Source organism: Oceanispirochaeta sp. M1 (assembly GCF_003346715.1).
GTDB lineage: Bacteria > Spirochaetota > Spirochaetia > DSM-2461 > DSM-2461 > Oceanispirochaeta.
In genome coordinates, this window is the sequence record NZ_QQPQ01000002.1 from 1 (window position 1) to 15724 (window position 15724).

Consider the following 15724-nt stretch of genomic DNA (forward strand, 5'->3'; position numbering starts at 1 on the left):
CCTTTATGCAGTGCGGCTTCCCTTGCGGAAAGTCCCACTGTGCTAAAAAGAAAACTAACGTTCGGACCGTACCTAAATCATAAGATTTTCGGCACGATTCTATTTGACAGGATCGTTCCTCAGCCTTACGGCTTGCGGTACGACCTTATCTTCGTACTACCAGTGCTTGACTTTCGTCAAATACTTTAATTTCCCTTCTCTAATATCTCTTTAAAAGAACTTGCGAGCCACTCTCGTAGCAGCGCTCAGTGAATATATTTTAAAGTTGATAACTTGTCAACCGTGTTTCAAAAACTTTATTTAAATGCTTTTAAAACCTATATTTACTTTGCTTCAGGCTGCTTTGCTATTGCTTAGCTGCTTGAAGCGTGAGGATGATAATATTGAAAAACACACCGGGTGTAAACCCCTTTTTAAAAAGTTTTCCATTTTTCTCAAAGACAAAAAAACAGGCCTGATTCGGCCCGTTCTGCCCTGATATATTATCGGTAAAAGCTCATGATGCTTTAGAAAAAAACACCAGAAGATTTATCCTTCATTTCTTACTGTTACTTTACAGCTGAGAGCATCGTTTTCATCTCTGGAAAACTTCAGCTCTCCTTCCAGTCTTTTTCTATAATGTATATAGACCCAGTTACTGACTGCTTCTTTTACGTCTCTTTCATTAAGTTCAAGATCCGCAAGCTGGGTGGCATCAATACCACTGCTGTCCAGTCTCATTCTAAGCCAGTAAAACAGAGGTACCATGAGCAGGGTGCTGAACAGCCCTACAAGAAGTACCTGAAACAGATTGATGGACAGATTCTTAAATACTAAAAGATCCGCCAGGAAGGTCGAGAGGCATACAATTAAAAAACAAAGACCCGCCAGAACGGCTGTCCCCTTAATTCTATCACCCAATTTCATTTTGAACTCCTACAACTGTTGAGACAGAGCCTCAATGCTTTTCATTCTCTAACAACACACCGACAGGGTCGGAGGAAAGCGATTCCAGAAGAATCTTACACTTGTAAGGTACTCTAATCTGTCTATTGAATCAAATTCTTATACAATTATATGCCTATATTCTCTCATTTCATACTGTAGAAGAAAATCATGGAGTAATGATAAAATCTCTTAATACATTTGAGTTCGGCAGTATTTTATAAATCTGAGAACAGAATGAACACCATAAATGCCTGAAGATATGGCACAATAGGATATTATGTACGATTACAGCAGATCAAAAAGAGCGACCCGCGCTCTGATACATTTAGAGAACCTCATATGGAATCTGGAGAAGGTGAGGGAATTTATCGGACCCGACAGAAAACTCTGTCTGGCGGTTAAGGCAGATGCCTACGGGCATGGTGCTGTGGCTATATCCATGACGGCTTTGAAACATGGAGTGACTCACCTGGCAGTTTCCAATCTGGATGAAGGAAAGGAACTTCGCGAGGCAGGGATTACAGCACCCATAATTCTGCTTAGTTATCCTCAGGAAAATGAGTATGAAGATGTGATTGATTACAAGCTGGAACCCTTTGTAGGAGATGAAGAGTATCTGAATCGCCTGAATCTGATGGTTCGGGAGAAAGAAGCGCCCCCCCTTACAATACATATAAAGATAGACACCGGCATGGGACGAATAGGCTGCCCCCCCGAAGATGCTCCCTACCTTGCCCGCCTGGCGGATACAGCAAAGGGACTGAAAATCGGCGGAATATGTACCCACTTCCCGGTTTCTGACAGCATGGACCCTGAGAATCAGGCATTTACCGAAGAGCAGACTAATACTCTTTCTGATATCAAAAAAGAGATCCTTTCAATGAATATAGACCCGGGTCTTGTCCATGCGGCAAATTCAGGAGGAATATTCCTTCATAAAAAAAGTCACCTGGATATGGTTCGTCTGGGAATCAGTGCATACGGTTATCTTCCTCATAGCAGTATGGCAAAAACTGAAGAACTGAAACCTGTGATGGAGCTGAAAACAAGAATAGCCTTCTTGAAAACAGTCAGCCCCGGTCAGACTGTATCCTATGGAAGGACATGGACTGCGAAAGAGGAGTGCCGTATTGCGTCTATCCCTGTGGGATACGCCGATGGATACATGCGCCTGCTTTCAGGTAAAGCGGAATTCCTGATTAAGGGAAAACGTTACCCTATAGCCGGCAGAGTCTGTATGGATCAGCTGATGATTAATCTTGGCAATGAGAGGGATATTAAAGTTGGTGATGAAGTGACCATTTTCGGACCGGACCGTGCCGGACCGGATGCATCTGAGCTGGCAGACCTGATCGGAACCATCTCCTATGAGATAACCTGCGCTGTCAATAAACGGGTTCCCAGAATCTATACCAGCTAGAAAAAGGTTCTGTAGTCTGGAAGAGACAGAGTCCGTCTTAAAAGCTGAGTATAAATGGCACCAGAAAAGGAACTAATACTGTAAGAACTATCCCGTTGAAAAGGGAGATGACAGCATACTGCTTCCCTGAATAGAGGGAAATGATCGGCAGGGTCGTATCCATACTGGTCGCACCCCCCGATGCAATCGGCCCGAGAGGCCCTGCCCAACGTACAAACAATGGTGTCATCAGCAATGTGATGATCTCTCTCATTATATTGGCAAGAAGAGCGATCGTACCGGGAAGCTCTCCTCTCAGTTCAGTTATAAAGAGACTCGAGAGGCTGTAATAACCGAATCCGCCGCTTATGGCCAGAACTTCCTGCAGGTCCAGTCCCTGAACAAAAACAGAGATAAGAGCTGCACCTCCCAGAGATCCTGCAACGATTGACAATGGAACCAGAACAATCTTAAGATTTGTCTCCTTCAGAACCCGGAGAGAATCAGTATCTCCTCCGATACCAAAGCCCACAAGACACATCAGAACATAGAGCACATAGGTACTCATAGACCCGAGGGCTTCGGGAATCCAACCACCTGCATCACCAAGAGCTCCCAGAAGAACACCCGCCGCAAAAAAAGCCAGAATAATCAGGGAGTTTTTCATGCATCTTCCCCCTGAAGTTTTTTAGCTGAAACTTCGGCTCCATCATGAACATCATCTTCAGTCCCCAGTTCAATATGGTCATGACGGAAGAAAAAATGGAAAACGACTGCGGCCAGGAGAATAGACCCCCCTACAGAAGCAACTGTAATAAGAAGAGCTTTCAAACCTATTAAATGGAAGTTCCGGATAATTGTTTCATTCTGTCCGACTGTTATCCCCAACAGAAAAAGGAGCAGATAGATAACATAACTGACAGTTTTATCAAGCCCCTGGTATAATTTCTTATATTTTCTCAAAATAAAGCCGGCAATCATACCGACAGACATGATTATAATTACGGTGAGCAATTTAGTTTCCTTATTTCAGTAAATGATTTTTAGATATTAGCTCTCTGCAGGGCTGTCAGTCCAGCCCTTACAATCAAATCAGCGGTCAAGCCCGGGAGGCAAACGGCTTTCCAGTTCAATCATCTCTCTGGTAAGCTCACGGATCTTTTCTCTGAGCATAAAGACACAGTCGGTTTCCGTTGTTTTACCACGAACAATATCTTCGGCAAGAGCCTTACAGCTGGGAGCACCGCATGAGCCGCAGTCCAGACCGGGTAAGCCCTGTCTGATGATTTCCATCTCCTCCATCATCTCCATGGCCTTCTTATAATCAGGATCCAGAAGATGGGTGGCACAGCTTTCAATCTCTTCGGTCCATTGGAGACCTATCATATCGATTGTATTATAACCTTCCCCGGAAGAATCATGCTCCATGGGAGCCTGATGACTGCGTTCCCGGCTTGTGATGATGTTCCTGGCAATATAAGGATTCTCCACAGTCAGAGGGCCACCGACACAACCTCCCGGACAACTCATCATTTCGACAAAGTCAACATTTTTAATATGTCCGTTCTCAAGATTTTCCAGAACATCAATAACATGATCAATACCATCCACAGAAATATGATTTTCTGAATGGACCGCCGAGCCTTCTCCATCGGTCCTGGCCCAGCTGATACCTATGGCACGGGCTCTGTTCAAATTTTCTTCATTTTCTACATGATTTACGGCATGACTTAGTTCTTTAAAAATATCTTTAATACCGATGACCCCGTCAACAGAAGACTTGACTATGCCTCTGGGGGTTTTAACATCGGTGACCTTGGCGGCACAGGGGGAGATAAAGAAAACCCCGACCCTATCAGTCCGGTCTTTATATTTATCCTTAACAATACGGGCACTCAGCTCCATAGGAGATATCATGGGAACCAGCTGATCAATAAGAGAAGGGAATCGTGTCTCTACAAGACGAACCACAACCGGACAGGAGGAAGAGATCAGAGGATTATCACTATTCTGCTGCTTAAGATAGTCTCTGGTCTCTCTGCTCAGAATTTCGGCTGCCACAGCCACTTCAAAAACATCATCGAAACCCATTGATTTTAAAGCGGTCAGGATTTTGTTACAGGATAGGGTAACTGGAAACTGACCGTACAACGTAGGTGCTGGTATGGCAATTTTAAAATCGAAATCATCCAGCATGGACAGAGGATCTGAAATAGCCTTCTTGGCCCCGGAAGGACAGGTTCTGATACACTCACCGCAGTCGATGCAGCGCTCAGCGGTAATCCAGGCCCGCCCTTTCTGTACCCGGATAGCCTCGGTGGGGCAACCCTTAATACAGACAGTACAGCCCTTACACAGAGCTTCATCCAGTGTGACTGAGTGAAAGTATTTTACGGGCATCTGATTATCCGTTCATATACAGCAGAATGGTAACTGTTGTTCCCTGGCCGATAACCGTATCAATATGAAGACTGTCAGAATTCCTCTGAATATTCATAAGACCCATTCCTGCTCCAAACCCCAGCTCTCTGGCTGCTTCACAGGCAGTGGTATAACCTTCCTGCATTGCCTGATCCAGATCAGGTATACCGGGACCTGTATCTTCCAGCACAATTTTGATCTGTTCAGGATTAAGGGTCACCACAATCTTTCCGCCATCAGCATGTATAACCATATTGATTTCGGCTTCATACATGGAAATAGCGGTCTTTTTTATTACCGGTGAAGGTATTCCCAACTGTTTGAGTTTCTTCTTTATATCACTTGATGCACGGCCGGCCAGGGAATAATCATCTCCGGAGACCTCATATTCAAAAATCATTGTAAAAGAATACACCAGCTTTTAAAATGAATCAAATTATATCGATTTAAATTATGACTTTATAAAGCTGCTTATTCGAAGGAAAATAGTAAGTACTTTGAAAGAGTTTCATTGACTAATTGAAATATTATTATAAAATGGGAGCTATACAGACAGATATGATTTTATCATAAGAACATATTTATCCATTTCATACAAACTTGCACTGTTCTATGCTTTAATAGCGGCAATGCTTAATCGAGGAATACAATGAATCCTTTTCTATCAGACAGAGAAAATAAAATACTGAATATGCTTATTGAAGACTACAATCTGTCAGTTACCAAAATAAGTGAAATGCTGGGAGTTTCAGCTGTAACGATCCGTAGTGATCTCTCAAGCATGGAGGAAAAAGGTTTTATATTAAGGACCAGAGGCGGCGCCCTCCCTGTGTTCCATCCTGATATTATTCAGAGTCAGAGACAGAAACAGGAAGAGAAAAACAGAATAGCAAAAGCCGCGGCCGACATGGTTGAAGAGGGAGACGCCATCATGATCGATGATGGAACCACTACTTCTCTGGTACTTAAATATCTGATGGGAAAGAGAAACATCCATGTGGTTACCAACTCCACCCTGGCCCTGACTTATGCCAGAGTTAATCCTACCCTCCATCTGACAGTGGTTGGCGGTGAATTCAAACCTGGATCTGAATCTCTAGTCGGTCCTGTATCCCTGTCACATCTGGAGCGCTACCATGTTAAATATGCCTTTGTAGGAACCGGAGGATTTTCTGCCGAAACCGGCATGACCACTCATATTGAAGAGTCTGCGGAAATAATTAAATATATGGCCCGGCAGTCAGATAATACAATCCTTCTGGCAGATTCCGGAAAATACGGAAAATCAGGGTTTGTTAAAATCCTGCCTCTGGATAGTGTTGATATGATTATCACCGACACAGATATGAATAAAGAGCAGGTGGATGAAATTTTAGAAAAAGGGATTAAGGTAAAACAGGTGTGATTAAAAGGCTTCTTATATCTCCATATAATGATCCTTTTCTCAATCTTGCAATAGAACATTATTTACTCGAGAAACTGAACAATGAAGAGGAGATTCTTCTCCTCTATATTAATGATCCTGCCGTTGTAATCGGACGATTTCAGAATCCATGGCTTGAATGCACTCCTAACAGAACAAAAGACACCTATCTTATAAGAAGAGAGAGTGGCGGCGGCACCGTCTATCACGACAGAGGGAACCTTAACTTTTCATTTATTCAGAATATAGAATCTTACGACCGTAAGAATAATCTTGAACAAATCTGCATGATAATGAAAAACTGTGGAATTGATCTGAGTATCAATAAAAGAAATGATCTGACCGTAGAGCATGAGGGAAAGATATACAAAATAAGCGGAAGCGCCTTTCGGCATAAAAAAGACAGGGCCTTTCATCATGGAACAGTTCTGATTGAATCAGAAACAAAGCGCCTGAAAGAATCAATAACCCCGGGTACTCAGAAAGTTTTCACAAAGATATCAGGAACTGCCTCAAACAGGTCGGAAATAATAAATCTAAACCGTGTTAATACAAAGTTGACCATGGAAATGGTGCTCAATACTTTCCGCTCTCTATATGAAAAGAGAGAAGATTATATATTTGAAGACTGGGATGAAGATGAGTGGGAGAAACTGTCTGAACACGACTCGGTACAGCAGGAGAGAACCCTGCTGCTTTCGGAAGACTGGATACTGGGAAAGACACCCGCATTCAGACAGGACATTAGCTCTTTCCATCCTCCTGAAACAGATGGATGGGAGATAAGTGTTTCAAAGGGGACGATTGAAGACTCTGTCAGGGAACTTTCATTTCTTAAGGGGATTCATTACGGGCGGCGCCATACTGTAGACGAGCTTAAAAAGAAGTTGCGGGGGCAGTCAGTGTTCGGACTTGGAGAAGATGAACTTTTCAGCAGGCTTATTCTTTTTATCGGATAGAAAACTGCAGTTTCGTCCCTCTTCCTTCGCCCTATAAAGATATTTATCTGCCAGTGCGGTTATCCTGTTTAAATGATCGCTGCTATCTTCCGTCGGAATCTCACCGTAAATTCCGCAACTGAAATTCACATTGAATGTATTATCTCCGGATTTGAACTCCACTGTAGAAAATTCTTCCCGCACCAATTCAACCCTTGCGGCGGCCTCAGCAGCCGGAAAGTTACCGGATAAGATTATAAGCTCCTCTCCGCCGTATCGGCCCACACAGTCCAGAGGCCTTTTGAAATAATCATCCAGAAGCGACCCGAAAGCTTTCAACACTTCATCTCCCGCATGATGACCGTAGCTGTCATTGACAATCTTAAAGTGATCCAGATCTATCATAGCCAGGGAAATCGGGAAATTATTTCTTCGACATACTCTCAGGATATTCTTGCTCTGCCTTAGAAATTCCCGGCGGTTTACAAGCCCTGTGAGACTGTCGACCGAAGACTGATACTTGAGGAGTTTATTGAGTTCAGTCATCTGCTCGGTCTGCATAGCATTTCTTATAGCAATACCTACATAGGAAGCCAGAGCTCTCAGATTATCAAGATCCTGACTGTTGTAAGAATTGGGATTCTTACCCTCAACCGTAAGAACCCCCTCAAGTTCGCCCAGATGCAATAAGGGAATACAGATAACAGATTCAAGGAGATTATTCTCATTACCTTTCATAGGTTTAAGATTTCTTACATATTTAGAAGCATCGGCGTTGATGCTCCTGACAAATACTTCCTGTTTATTCCGCACACACCAGGCAATAATACTGTCCGTATCCTCTTTATGCAGAGTAAAAGGCTCAATTCTCTCACCCTTGTTCAGAGTGAATTTCACATTGATTTCATTTCCCTTCACAGTTGAAATTGAGAGGAGATCTACAGGCATAAGAACATTCATCTGAGCATAAATCAGATTCAGGATTTTTCCCAGATCCAGTGTGGACACCAGCTCCTGACCAATTGTACTGACCAGCTGCAGTCGATGATTCTGTTCCTGCAGCTCACGTTTTTCCTGCTTGAAAACCGAATGCAGCACCTCAGTGCTGCGAAGTTTTTCATTTATCTTCTGAATCTCTTTACTGGAATGCAGAGCTTTCTGAAAATCACCTTTCTGTTCAAAAATCTCGGCGGCAACCTGATGATACATAATCGGATCAAGATCCAATACCTGATTTTCATCCAGATCTTCGATCAGTTTTTCGGCTTTTTCATACTCTCCCAGTTTAAGAAGAAGAGTGGCATAGTGATAGACAACTTGTGTATGCCCCTCCTGAAAGAGATGCTGACTGCTTTTTTCAAGCCCCTTCTCCAGGTAATTCTGGGCTTCTTCCAACCTACTCTGTTTGATCAGCATGGCACTGATCTCATCCAGAATAGAACATTCAATCATGGGGGAACCCAGCTTTCCGGCTTCCTCAAGAGCATCATTCAGACGTTCAAAGGCTTCGTCATACCTTTCAAGACCGTTCAGAGCACAACCTATATTCAGAGCCAGCACATTATTCAGCAGAGACAGTTCCTCTCCCTGCACATAGCTTCTGGCGACCCGGAAATAATCGTAGGCATCCTTGAATTCCATCTGATCCAGCTTGATAACACCCTTGCCATTGGCACTGAGAATCTGAAACAGATTATTCCCCAGACGGGCAGCCATATTTCCGCATTTCACAAATGAGTTAAAGGCATCTTTATAAACAGCACTGTCAAGAAAGTAAGCTGCCCGAACCTGAGACATCCTCATCAATGAATCTTCCGAGACTGATGAGGAAGCATTCAATTCTTCTTCAATCAGAGTGAGTCTCTCCCTGGCCAGATCTGTTTCACCCTTTCTTAAGGCTATAAGAGACAGAAGAATACGGGAATTAATGACTCCCTTGAAATATAAGGCTTGTTCAGAATCATCGAGACAGTTCTCAGCCTCTTCCTGTGCGTCTTTCAGGGATTTATATGTGAGAAGATATCCATTTTGAAGGCGGGAATCTATGGTACTTTGAATCTCAGGATTCATAAGATAAAATATGCATCTTTCAGGCGGACTTAGTCAACAATAAAATAAAAAGGGATTCTACCGAACGACAGTAGAATCCCTTTTCTATACAGCTTAAATCAAAACAGATGATTCATAAGAATCAGCCGTAGATAGCACCGAAATTTTTACAGGCTCTGAAGTCCGCCCCTTCCTCATCCATACCGAAAGAGGCCCAGGCACTGGGTCTGAATCCTTCTTCCTCAACATTATGCATATTGACTGGAATTCGCAGCATGGAACAGAGTGTAATCAGGTCCTGACCAATATGGCCGTAGCTGACAGCACCATGGTTTGCACCCCATTTTGCCATTACCGTATACACATCTTTGAATGATCCTTCTCCGTTTACACGGGGAACGAACCAGGTTGTAGGCCAGGTTGGATTGGTTCTGTCATCCAGCTTGTCATGCACTTCCGCAGGAACATCAACAGTCCAGCCTTCGGCCAGCTGTAGTACGGGTCCCTGTCCCTTAACATAATTCAGACGGGCCATGGTACAAGGCATTCCACCCTTTGTCAGGAAGTCGGTTGAGTAACCGCCGCCTCTGAAATATCCGCCGTCACCGACACAGAACTCAGTTGCTTTAAGAGTCTTCTCAACATCTTCTGCAGTAATATCCCAGAAGGGTTTCATTACAGGAGTTCCTTTGGAATCACTCATCTGTCCGGCACCGTCAAGAGTGGTGGAACCAGAGTTGATAAGGTGGATAAATCCGTCTTTGGCAAGTCCATCAGGTTTCCATCCGGTCACACGCTCGATAGCTTCGGGGCTCCAGAAGGTTCTTACATCGCTGAAGATCTGTGCTGTGTTTGTTAAAAGATGACCGAAGAGCATGGTGATACCGTTGAGATAATCATTCTCTGTTGCCATAACAAAAGCTTCTCTTATGCCGTTCCAGTCAAAGGAGGTATTCAGGAAGGTTTCCATGAAGTCACCGTTGGGATAGTGATCGGTCCAGGACCTCTGTCCCTGAAAACCACCGCATATTGCATTTCGACCCAGAGATTCCTCACCGAATCCAAGTTCCTTCAGCCTGGGATTTCCAACCATCAGATCCTTACCGATAAGGACCATTTTGACGACATATTCCCAGTCCGCAGCTCTCTGCTCGGGGCTTCTGCGGTATTCGGGAGGATTAGCTGTGTCTTCCTGCTCCTTGCAGTTTTCCTTAACCCATTTAAGGGCTATCGCATATTCATCCTTATCAAAGATGCCCTCTTCCACACGACGGGCTACTTCACTCATATCAACAACTTCTGTTCTCATGCCGAGATAATCCAGAAGGAAGTCCTGATTCACAAGAGAACCGGCAATTCCCATGGACATTCCACCGATAGAGAGATAGGACTTTCCTTTCATGGTTGCAACGGCCAGTGCTGATTTTGTAAAACGCAGCAGTTTATCTTTAACATCTGCAGGTACTGATGTGTCGTCTGAATCCTGTACATCCCTACCGTAAATACCGAAAGCAGGCAGGCCTTTCTGAGTGTATCCGGCAAGAGCTGCAGCCAGATAAACGGCTCCGGGTCTTTCTGTTCCGTTAAACCCCCAGACTGCCTTGGGAAGAAGAGGATCTGTATCCATTACTTCTGTTCCGTAGCACCAGCAGGGAGTTACAGTAAGAGAAACTCCAACACCTTCTTTAGCAAACTTATCAGCACAGTCCGCAGCTTCGGCAACACCACCGATTGTAGAGTCGGCAATGACACATTCAACAGGCAGACCATTGGAATGTCTCAGATTCTCCTCTATCAGCTTTGCTGCGGATCTAGCCATATTCATGGTCTGTACTTCAAGGGATTCTCTTACCCCTCTTTCTCTTCCGTCAATGACCGGTCTGATACCGACCTTGGGCATGCGGCCTCTGAGTCTGTTTACAGGTTCTGTTTTTTTAATATCCATAGTTCCTCCTATTGAGACTGCCGTACAGACTCAATGGTTTAAATGATTTTGACCAAAAGGCCAAAGGGTTTACAAATCAAATGTAATCGATTACATTCTTACATAGACTCAATGATAAATCAAGTTTTTTATAAAAGAATAATCTTGAAGAATGCTATATAACTATGTGCGGGAGAAAAGTATTCGATGCCGAAAAAGAATTTAACAGTTAAAGAGGTCGCCGCCAAAGCCGGTGTTTCAACCGCAACTATCTCACGGGTTCTTAACGGAGATCCTAAAGTACGTCCCGCTACTGCAGAAAAGGTAAAAAAAGTTATTAAGCAGAGCGGCTACAGAATGAACCAGACCGCCCGAAGCCTTAAAACAAGACGAACTCATACAATTGGTATTGTAGCCCCTGAGTTTAAGAATGAATTTTTCATGAGCATTGTCACCGGTATAGAAGATATGCTGAAAAACGAAGGTTATTCAGTTGTTCTCTGCAGTTCTCAGGAGAGTATAGATGAAGAAAAAGATCGACTTAAACTTCTGAAAGAGAAAAATGTGGATGGTACTATCATCATTCCCGGCAGCAGTGAAGGAGAGCATTTCAACCTGATGGGGGAAACTCCGGTGGTACTGGTGGACCGTCTGGTACAGGGCTTCAGCTCTGATGCTGTGCTGTCGGATAACTTCCAGGGCAGCTATGAAGCCGTAAAATCTGCCGCTTCAAAGGGTGCGCGGAGGATCGGGTTCCTGGGGGGAGATATGGAATTGACCTCTGCAAAAGAACGATACGAGGGGTTCAATAAGGCCTGTCAGGATTTCAGTATTCAGGCCGATGAAGATCTGATCCTCTTCGGTAACTATCATGAAGACAGCGGGTACAAACTGATGAAGCAGCTGATGGAACATACATCCCCCCCGGATTACATCTTCATCTCCAACTACTTCATGCATCTGGGTGCGGCCCGTTATCTGCTGGAAGCAGGACATGACTTCCCCGGGCTTCATATTCTCTCCTTTGATGACCTCCCTCTGGCATCCTTCTTTCCATGCATAAGCATCATTGTGGCACAGCCGATGGAAGAGATAGGAAGAAAAGCCGCAGAACTCCTCCTTGGAAGAATCAGGGGAGACATGAGTGAACATAAAACTATCCGCCTTGAAACAAAAATGAGAATGCTGGAATAATCAGTCGATCTGAAAATCACCCTTACCGCTGTTCTTAACACGGTACATGGCTTCATCCGCCCTTTTCATCATGGAATCCATATCAGGAACAGTTCCTGCCTCAGCCAGGGCGATTCCAATACTGGCTCCAATATTTGCCGCACCGACAGAAAGAGGAAACTCTTTATTTATGGCATCCAGAACCTTACGGGCAACAATACTGCACTGATCCCTGTTCTCAAGATGAGTCATGAGGACAACAAATTCATCACCTCCGATCCTTGCGACTGTATCACTGGAGCGGACTGAGTTTTTCAAACGTTTCGCCACCAGAACAAGGAGCTCATCGCCGCTGTCATGACCAAGTGTGTCATTCACAGATTTAAATCCATCCAGATCTATAAACATAACAGCAAATATCTGTTCATAACGTTTAAGCTCTTCGATAAGCTGTTCAATTCTTGATTTAAGTAACTCCCGATTAGGCAGATTTGTCAGAGAATCATAAAGAGCCGAATGAGTAAGGGCAGTCTTGTATTTATTCCTCTGATCCACAGCTCTCGCCAACAGGAGTGTCAGAAAACCGAGAATAAATGCTGCAAGAAGATTATAGAAAAGAAGTTTTTGTAAAAGACTTTCCCTGGATATGCCGAAATCTTCACAGCAGATCCAGTTTACAAGGTTCCATTTCGGGCCGTTTTTGATCCCCGGGGTATCTTTCAGGGGCTGAATTTCAAGAAAAGTGTATATACGCTCCTGATTCATTATCTGTGTAAAAGGAGATGACGAAACTTCATTCCAGAGATCAGGATTTTCTATTCTCATGGTCAGATGTTCTCTTTCCGGATACATAAATCCCCACTCCTGATCGGGATCATCCTGAAAAAGCCAATATCCGTCTTCATTCATAAGGGCAAAGACACCCGGATTACTATGTGTTGCCGATTCCAGTTCATCCAGAAGCTCAGCTGCAAGATAATTAAGAATAAGGACTCCGGACTTTTCACCAGTACTGTTTACTATGGGAGTTCCAAAGCGGATTATGGGCTTGAGAGGTTCTTCAATTGTCCCCTGTTCCTTATTCAGATCCAGAGGTGAAACATAGATATCATTGTTATCCAGCGAATAACTCTCATAGAAATAGTAGCGGTCTTTCTTATTCTGCAGGTCATCCTTTTTAACAATATTGGGATTCCCTGAATTATAATTTACCCTTATTTCCTCTTTACCGGATTTATTGATATAGCGGATCTGATCATATATTTTTTTTGTACGGGAAAATATAAGGAATTCAAGTTCTATGGAATGTCTGTCTTCATCATTCTGAATATTTTTATAGCGAATAAGCTCATTCAATTCAGGAAGAAAGAGTATATCCGACTTAACAGACTGAAAATGGCTCTCAATCATATCTCCCAGGTAACGAACCTGAGCCTCTGACTGAACCTTGTATTCACGGATTCTCTGATTCCTGCTGATCAGCAAAATACTCAGTATCATAAAAAATGACAGCAGCATTATTACTGAAAAATAGAGTAAAAACCTCTGGTAGAATTTAAGTTCAGATTTATCACTGTAAATAAGTTTCAAGAAAAACTCCCGTTCTTTTAATGAAGTATAAAGAACGGGAGTGGTGAATTCAAAAAGTACTTAGCCGAGCATCTTTGAAGAGTGATCTTTTCTGAACTGGCTGGTATAAAGCTGATGATAATGTCCGCCCTGAGCCAGAAGTTCACTGTGACTTCCCTCTTCCTTTATACTGCCGTCCTCAATAACAATAATCCGATCCGCATTCCTGATGGTAGAGAGCCTGTGGGCAATAATAAAACTAGTTCTGCCTTCAAGAAGCTTTTCCATACCATGCTGGATATCCTGCTCTGTTCTGGTGTCGATGGAACTTGTCGCCTCATCCATAATGATGATATCAGGGTCGGCCAGAATGGTTCTGGCAAGAGAGATCAGCTGTTTCTGCCCTACGGATAAAAGAGTACCCTCTTCACCCACAAGCTCATCATAACCGCCGGGCAGCCTGCAGATCATTTCGTGAGCACAGGCGGTCCTTGAAGCCGCAAGCATCTCATCCTCACTTGCACCGGGAGCTCCATAGAGGATATTCTCCCCTACTGTTCCGGAAAAGAGATGGGGCGTCTGTAGAACAACACCGATCCTGGACTGCAGCCCTTTCTGAGTAAAACCTGTATAGTCTTGCCCATCCAGAAAAATATTCCCTGATACGGGTTCATAATAACGGGAAACAAGACTGGCAAGAGTTGTCTTCCCGCCGCCTGTGGGTCCGACAATGGCAATTGTTTCTCCCCTCTCCACCTTCAGATTAAAGTCTTTAAGGATAGGAGCATCAGGAACATAGTGAAAATCGACATTCCTGAATTCCACATGTCCTTCAAAGCGTGGTGACTCCATGGCTTCCGGCAGATCCTGAATATCCGCCTCAAGATCCATAAGGGCAAACACCCTCTCTGCACTGGCGATGGCCTGCTGCATTTCACTGAAGACACGAGCCATTTCCTGAATCGGCCAAAGCATAAAAGTGATATAACCCACAAAGGCTCTGAGTCCACCTATGGTCATACCCCCGATGTTGATCTCCCAGCCTCCATATAGAATTACGACACCCACTGCAAAAGACGTGATCATCTGCACAATCGGGAGAAACAATGAGGATAGCCATCCGGCTCTGAATGAGGCTCTGTACATATCCCCCGAAAGATCGTCAAACTGATTCAGATTCCTCTTCTCCCTGGCCAGTGATTTAACAACACGAACACCGTTGATACTTTCGCTGTAGGCTGAGGTGATTTTTGAGTTGATAGAGCGGACTTTCCGGTACTCATGGATAATATGATTCTTAAACTTTACCGCCGCAACCGAAAGGAGAGGCAGAATAACCATCATCATAAGGGCAAGTTTCAAGTGAATGAATGACATAAATATCAAGGAAATAAGGATATTCGACATTCCCCAGACCGCATCCACAAGCATCCAGCTGGTCAGTTCAGAAATTCTTCTGATATCACTGGTCATTCTGGAAAGAAGCCATCCCGATGAAGTCTTGTCAAAGAAGGAAAATGACAGCTCCTGAAGATGATTGAAGAGCTTCTCCCTCATTTCATACTGAATGTGCTGTCCCAGTCTGTCGGCACAATAGATAAAACCGAATATACACCCGCCGTTTACCACAAAACAGAGCATCTGATAAATTGTATAACGCCAGAGGGCAGAGCTATCCTTCCCCAGAATCCCGTCATCTATAATAAACTGAGTCAGGTAGGTAGAAAGGGAATCGATAAAAGAGGTCATCAGGATGAAGAGGAGAAAAGCTATAAGAAGACCCTTATGATTTGCGGTCTCAGCCAATATCCTTTTAAAAGTATTCCCCTTGAATGCTCCGGTAAAGAGCTGACTTTCCAGAGTCTCGATCTTCGCTTTATTTGTATTTTGTTCACTCATAT

The 15724-nt window shown here is 43.8% G+C and carries 13 protein-coding genes; 4 read left to right on the plus strand and 9 right to left on the minus strand.

All coding sequences use genetic code 11. From position 1 onward, the window contains the following. Positions 1 to 528 precede the first annotated feature (528 nt). Positions 529 to 906: a hypothetical protein gene (locus DV872_RS01220; RefSeq protein WP_114628013.1), complete on the minus strand. Its 378-nt coding sequence runs from the start codon at positions 904 to 906 to the stop codon at positions 529 to 531. Between the two features lie 298 nt (positions 907 to 1204). Here DV872_RS01220 and alr point away from each other — a divergent pair, with 298 nt between their 5' ends. Further along, positions 1205 to 2347: an alanine racemase gene (gene alr / locus DV872_RS01225; protein ID WP_114628014.1), complete on the plus strand. Its 1143-nt coding sequence runs from the start codon at positions 1205 to 1207 to the stop codon at positions 2345 to 2347. A gap of 37 nt (positions 2348 to 2384) precedes the next feature. Here alr and DV872_RS01230 read toward each other — a convergent pair whose 3' ends face one another. The 4 genes from DV872_RS01230 to DV872_RS01245 all read right to left on the minus strand — a co-directional run bounded on the left by DV872_RS01230 (position 2385) and on the right by DV872_RS01245 (position 5147). Then, positions 2385 to 2993 (minus strand): lysine exporter LysO family protein, encoded by a 609-nt coding sequence (locus tag DV872_RS01230; protein ID WP_114628015.1) that lies wholly within the window; start codon positions 2991 to 2993, stop codon positions 2385 to 2387. Then, the gene (locus DV872_RS01235) at positions 2990 to 3340 is read right to left on the minus strand and encodes a LysO family transporter (protein WP_114628016.1); all 351 of its coding nucleotides are present in this window, start codon (positions 3338 to 3340) and stop codon (positions 2990 to 2992) included. Before DV872_RS01235 ends, DV872_RS01230 begins: the two co-directional genes overlap by 4 nt. A gap of 78 nt (positions 3341 to 3418) precedes the next feature. Then, positions 3419 to 4726: a [Fe-Fe] hydrogenase large subunit C-terminal domain-containing protein gene (locus DV872_RS01240; RefSeq protein ID WP_114628017.1), complete on the minus strand. Its 1308-nt coding sequence runs from the start codon at positions 4724 to 4726 to the stop codon at positions 3419 to 3421. A gap of 4 nt (positions 4727 to 4730) precedes the next feature. Continuing rightward, on the minus strand, positions 4731 to 5147 hold the full coding sequence (locus DV872_RS01245; RefSeq protein ID WP_114628018.1) for an ATP-binding protein: 417 nt from the start codon (positions 5145 to 5147) through the stop codon (positions 4731 to 4733). A gap of 249 nt (positions 5148 to 5396) precedes the next feature. Here DV872_RS01245 and DV872_RS01250 point away from each other — a divergent pair, with 249 nt between their 5' ends. Together DV872_RS01250 and DV872_RS01255 are read left to right on the plus strand one after the other, a co-directional pair. Further along, positions 5397 to 6152, plus strand: coding sequence for a DeoR/GlpR family DNA-binding transcription regulator (locus tag DV872_RS01250; protein WP_114628019.1), 756 nt, complete (start codon positions 5397 to 5399; stop codon positions 6150 to 6152). After that, a complete protein-coding gene (locus DV872_RS01255; RefSeq protein WP_114628020.1) occupies positions 6149 to 7129 on the plus strand; it encodes a lipoate--protein ligase family protein in 981 nt (326 codons plus the stop codon). The genes DV872_RS01250 and DV872_RS01255 overlap by 4 nt, the downstream gene beginning before the upstream one ends. Here DV872_RS01255 and DV872_RS01260 read toward each other — a convergent pair. Further along, positions 7070 to 9178, minus strand: coding sequence for a diguanylate cyclase (locus DV872_RS01260; RefSeq protein WP_114628021.1), 2109 nt, complete (start codon positions 9176 to 9178; stop codon positions 7070 to 7072). The genes DV872_RS01255 and DV872_RS01260 overlap by 60 nt on opposite strands. Positions 9179 to 9299: 121 nt before the next feature. Continuing rightward, positions 9300 to 11102 (minus strand): L-fucose isomerase, encoded by a 1803-nt coding sequence (locus DV872_RS01265; RefSeq protein ID WP_114628022.1) that lies wholly within the window; start codon positions 11100 to 11102, stop codon positions 9300 to 9302. 186 nt (positions 11103 to 11288) lie between these two features. Here DV872_RS01265 and DV872_RS01270 point away from each other — a divergent pair, with 186 nt between their 5' ends. Then, positions 11289 to 12275, plus strand: coding sequence for a LacI family DNA-binding transcriptional regulator (locus DV872_RS01270; RefSeq protein ID WP_114628023.1), 987 nt, complete (start codon positions 11289 to 11291; stop codon positions 12273 to 12275). Here DV872_RS01270 and DV872_RS01275 read toward each other — a convergent pair whose 3' ends face one another. Together DV872_RS01275 and DV872_RS01280 are read right to left on the minus strand one after the other, a co-directional pair. Continuing rightward, positions 12276 to 13844: a sensor domain-containing diguanylate cyclase gene (locus DV872_RS01275; RefSeq protein ID WP_114628024.1), complete on the minus strand. Its 1569-nt coding sequence runs from the start codon at positions 13842 to 13844 to the stop codon at positions 12276 to 12278. Positions 13845 to 13904: 60 nt separating this feature from the next. Further along, positions 13905 to 15722, minus strand: a complete 1818-nt coding sequence (locus DV872_RS01280; RefSeq protein WP_114628025.1) for an ABC transporter ATP-binding protein — start codon at positions 15720 to 15722, stop codon at positions 13905 to 13907. Positions 15723 to 15724: the final 2 nt, after the last annotated feature.

What these genes read in the sequence shown, in the direction of transcription:
- DV872_RS01220 (WP_114628013.1), bottom strand. Translation starts at nt 906, where the DNA reads ATGAAATTGGGTGATAGAATTAAGGGGACAGCCGTTCTGGCGGGTCTT.
- alr (WP_114628014.1), top strand. Translation starts at nt 1,205, where the DNA reads ATGTACGATTACAGCAGATCAAAAAGAGCGACCCGCGCTCTGATACAT.
- DV872_RS01230 (WP_114628015.1), bottom strand. Translation starts at nt 2,993, where the DNA reads ATGAAAAACTCCCTGATTATTCTGGCTTTTTTTGCGGCGGGTGTTCTT.
- DV872_RS01240 (WP_114628017.1), bottom strand. Translation starts at nt 4,726, where the DNA reads ATGCCCGTAAAATACTTTCACTCAGTCACACTGGATGAAGCTCTGTGT.
- DV872_RS01245 (WP_114628018.1), bottom strand. Translation starts at nt 5,147, where the DNA reads ATGATTTTTGAATATGAGGTCTCCGGAGATGATTATTCCCTGGCCGGC.
- DV872_RS01250 (WP_114628019.1), top strand. Translation starts at nt 5,397, where the DNA reads ATGAATCCTTTTCTATCAGACAGAGAAAATAAAATACTGAATATGCTT.
- DV872_RS01260 (WP_114628021.1), bottom strand. Translation starts at nt 9,178, where the DNA reads ATGAATCCTGAGATTCAAAGTACCATAGATTCCCGCCTTCAAAATGGA.
- DV872_RS01265 (WP_114628022.1), bottom strand. Translation starts at nt 11,102, where the DNA reads ATGGATATTAAAAAAACAGAACCTGTAAACAGACTCAGAGGCCGCATG.
- DV872_RS01270 (WP_114628023.1), top strand. Translation starts at nt 11,289, where the DNA reads ATGCCGAAAAAGAATTTAACAGTTAAAGAGGTCGCCGCCAAAGCCGGT.
- DV872_RS01280 (WP_114628025.1), bottom strand. Translation starts at nt 15,722, where the DNA reads ATGAGTGAACAAAATACAAATAAAGCGAAGATCGAGACTCTGGAAAGT.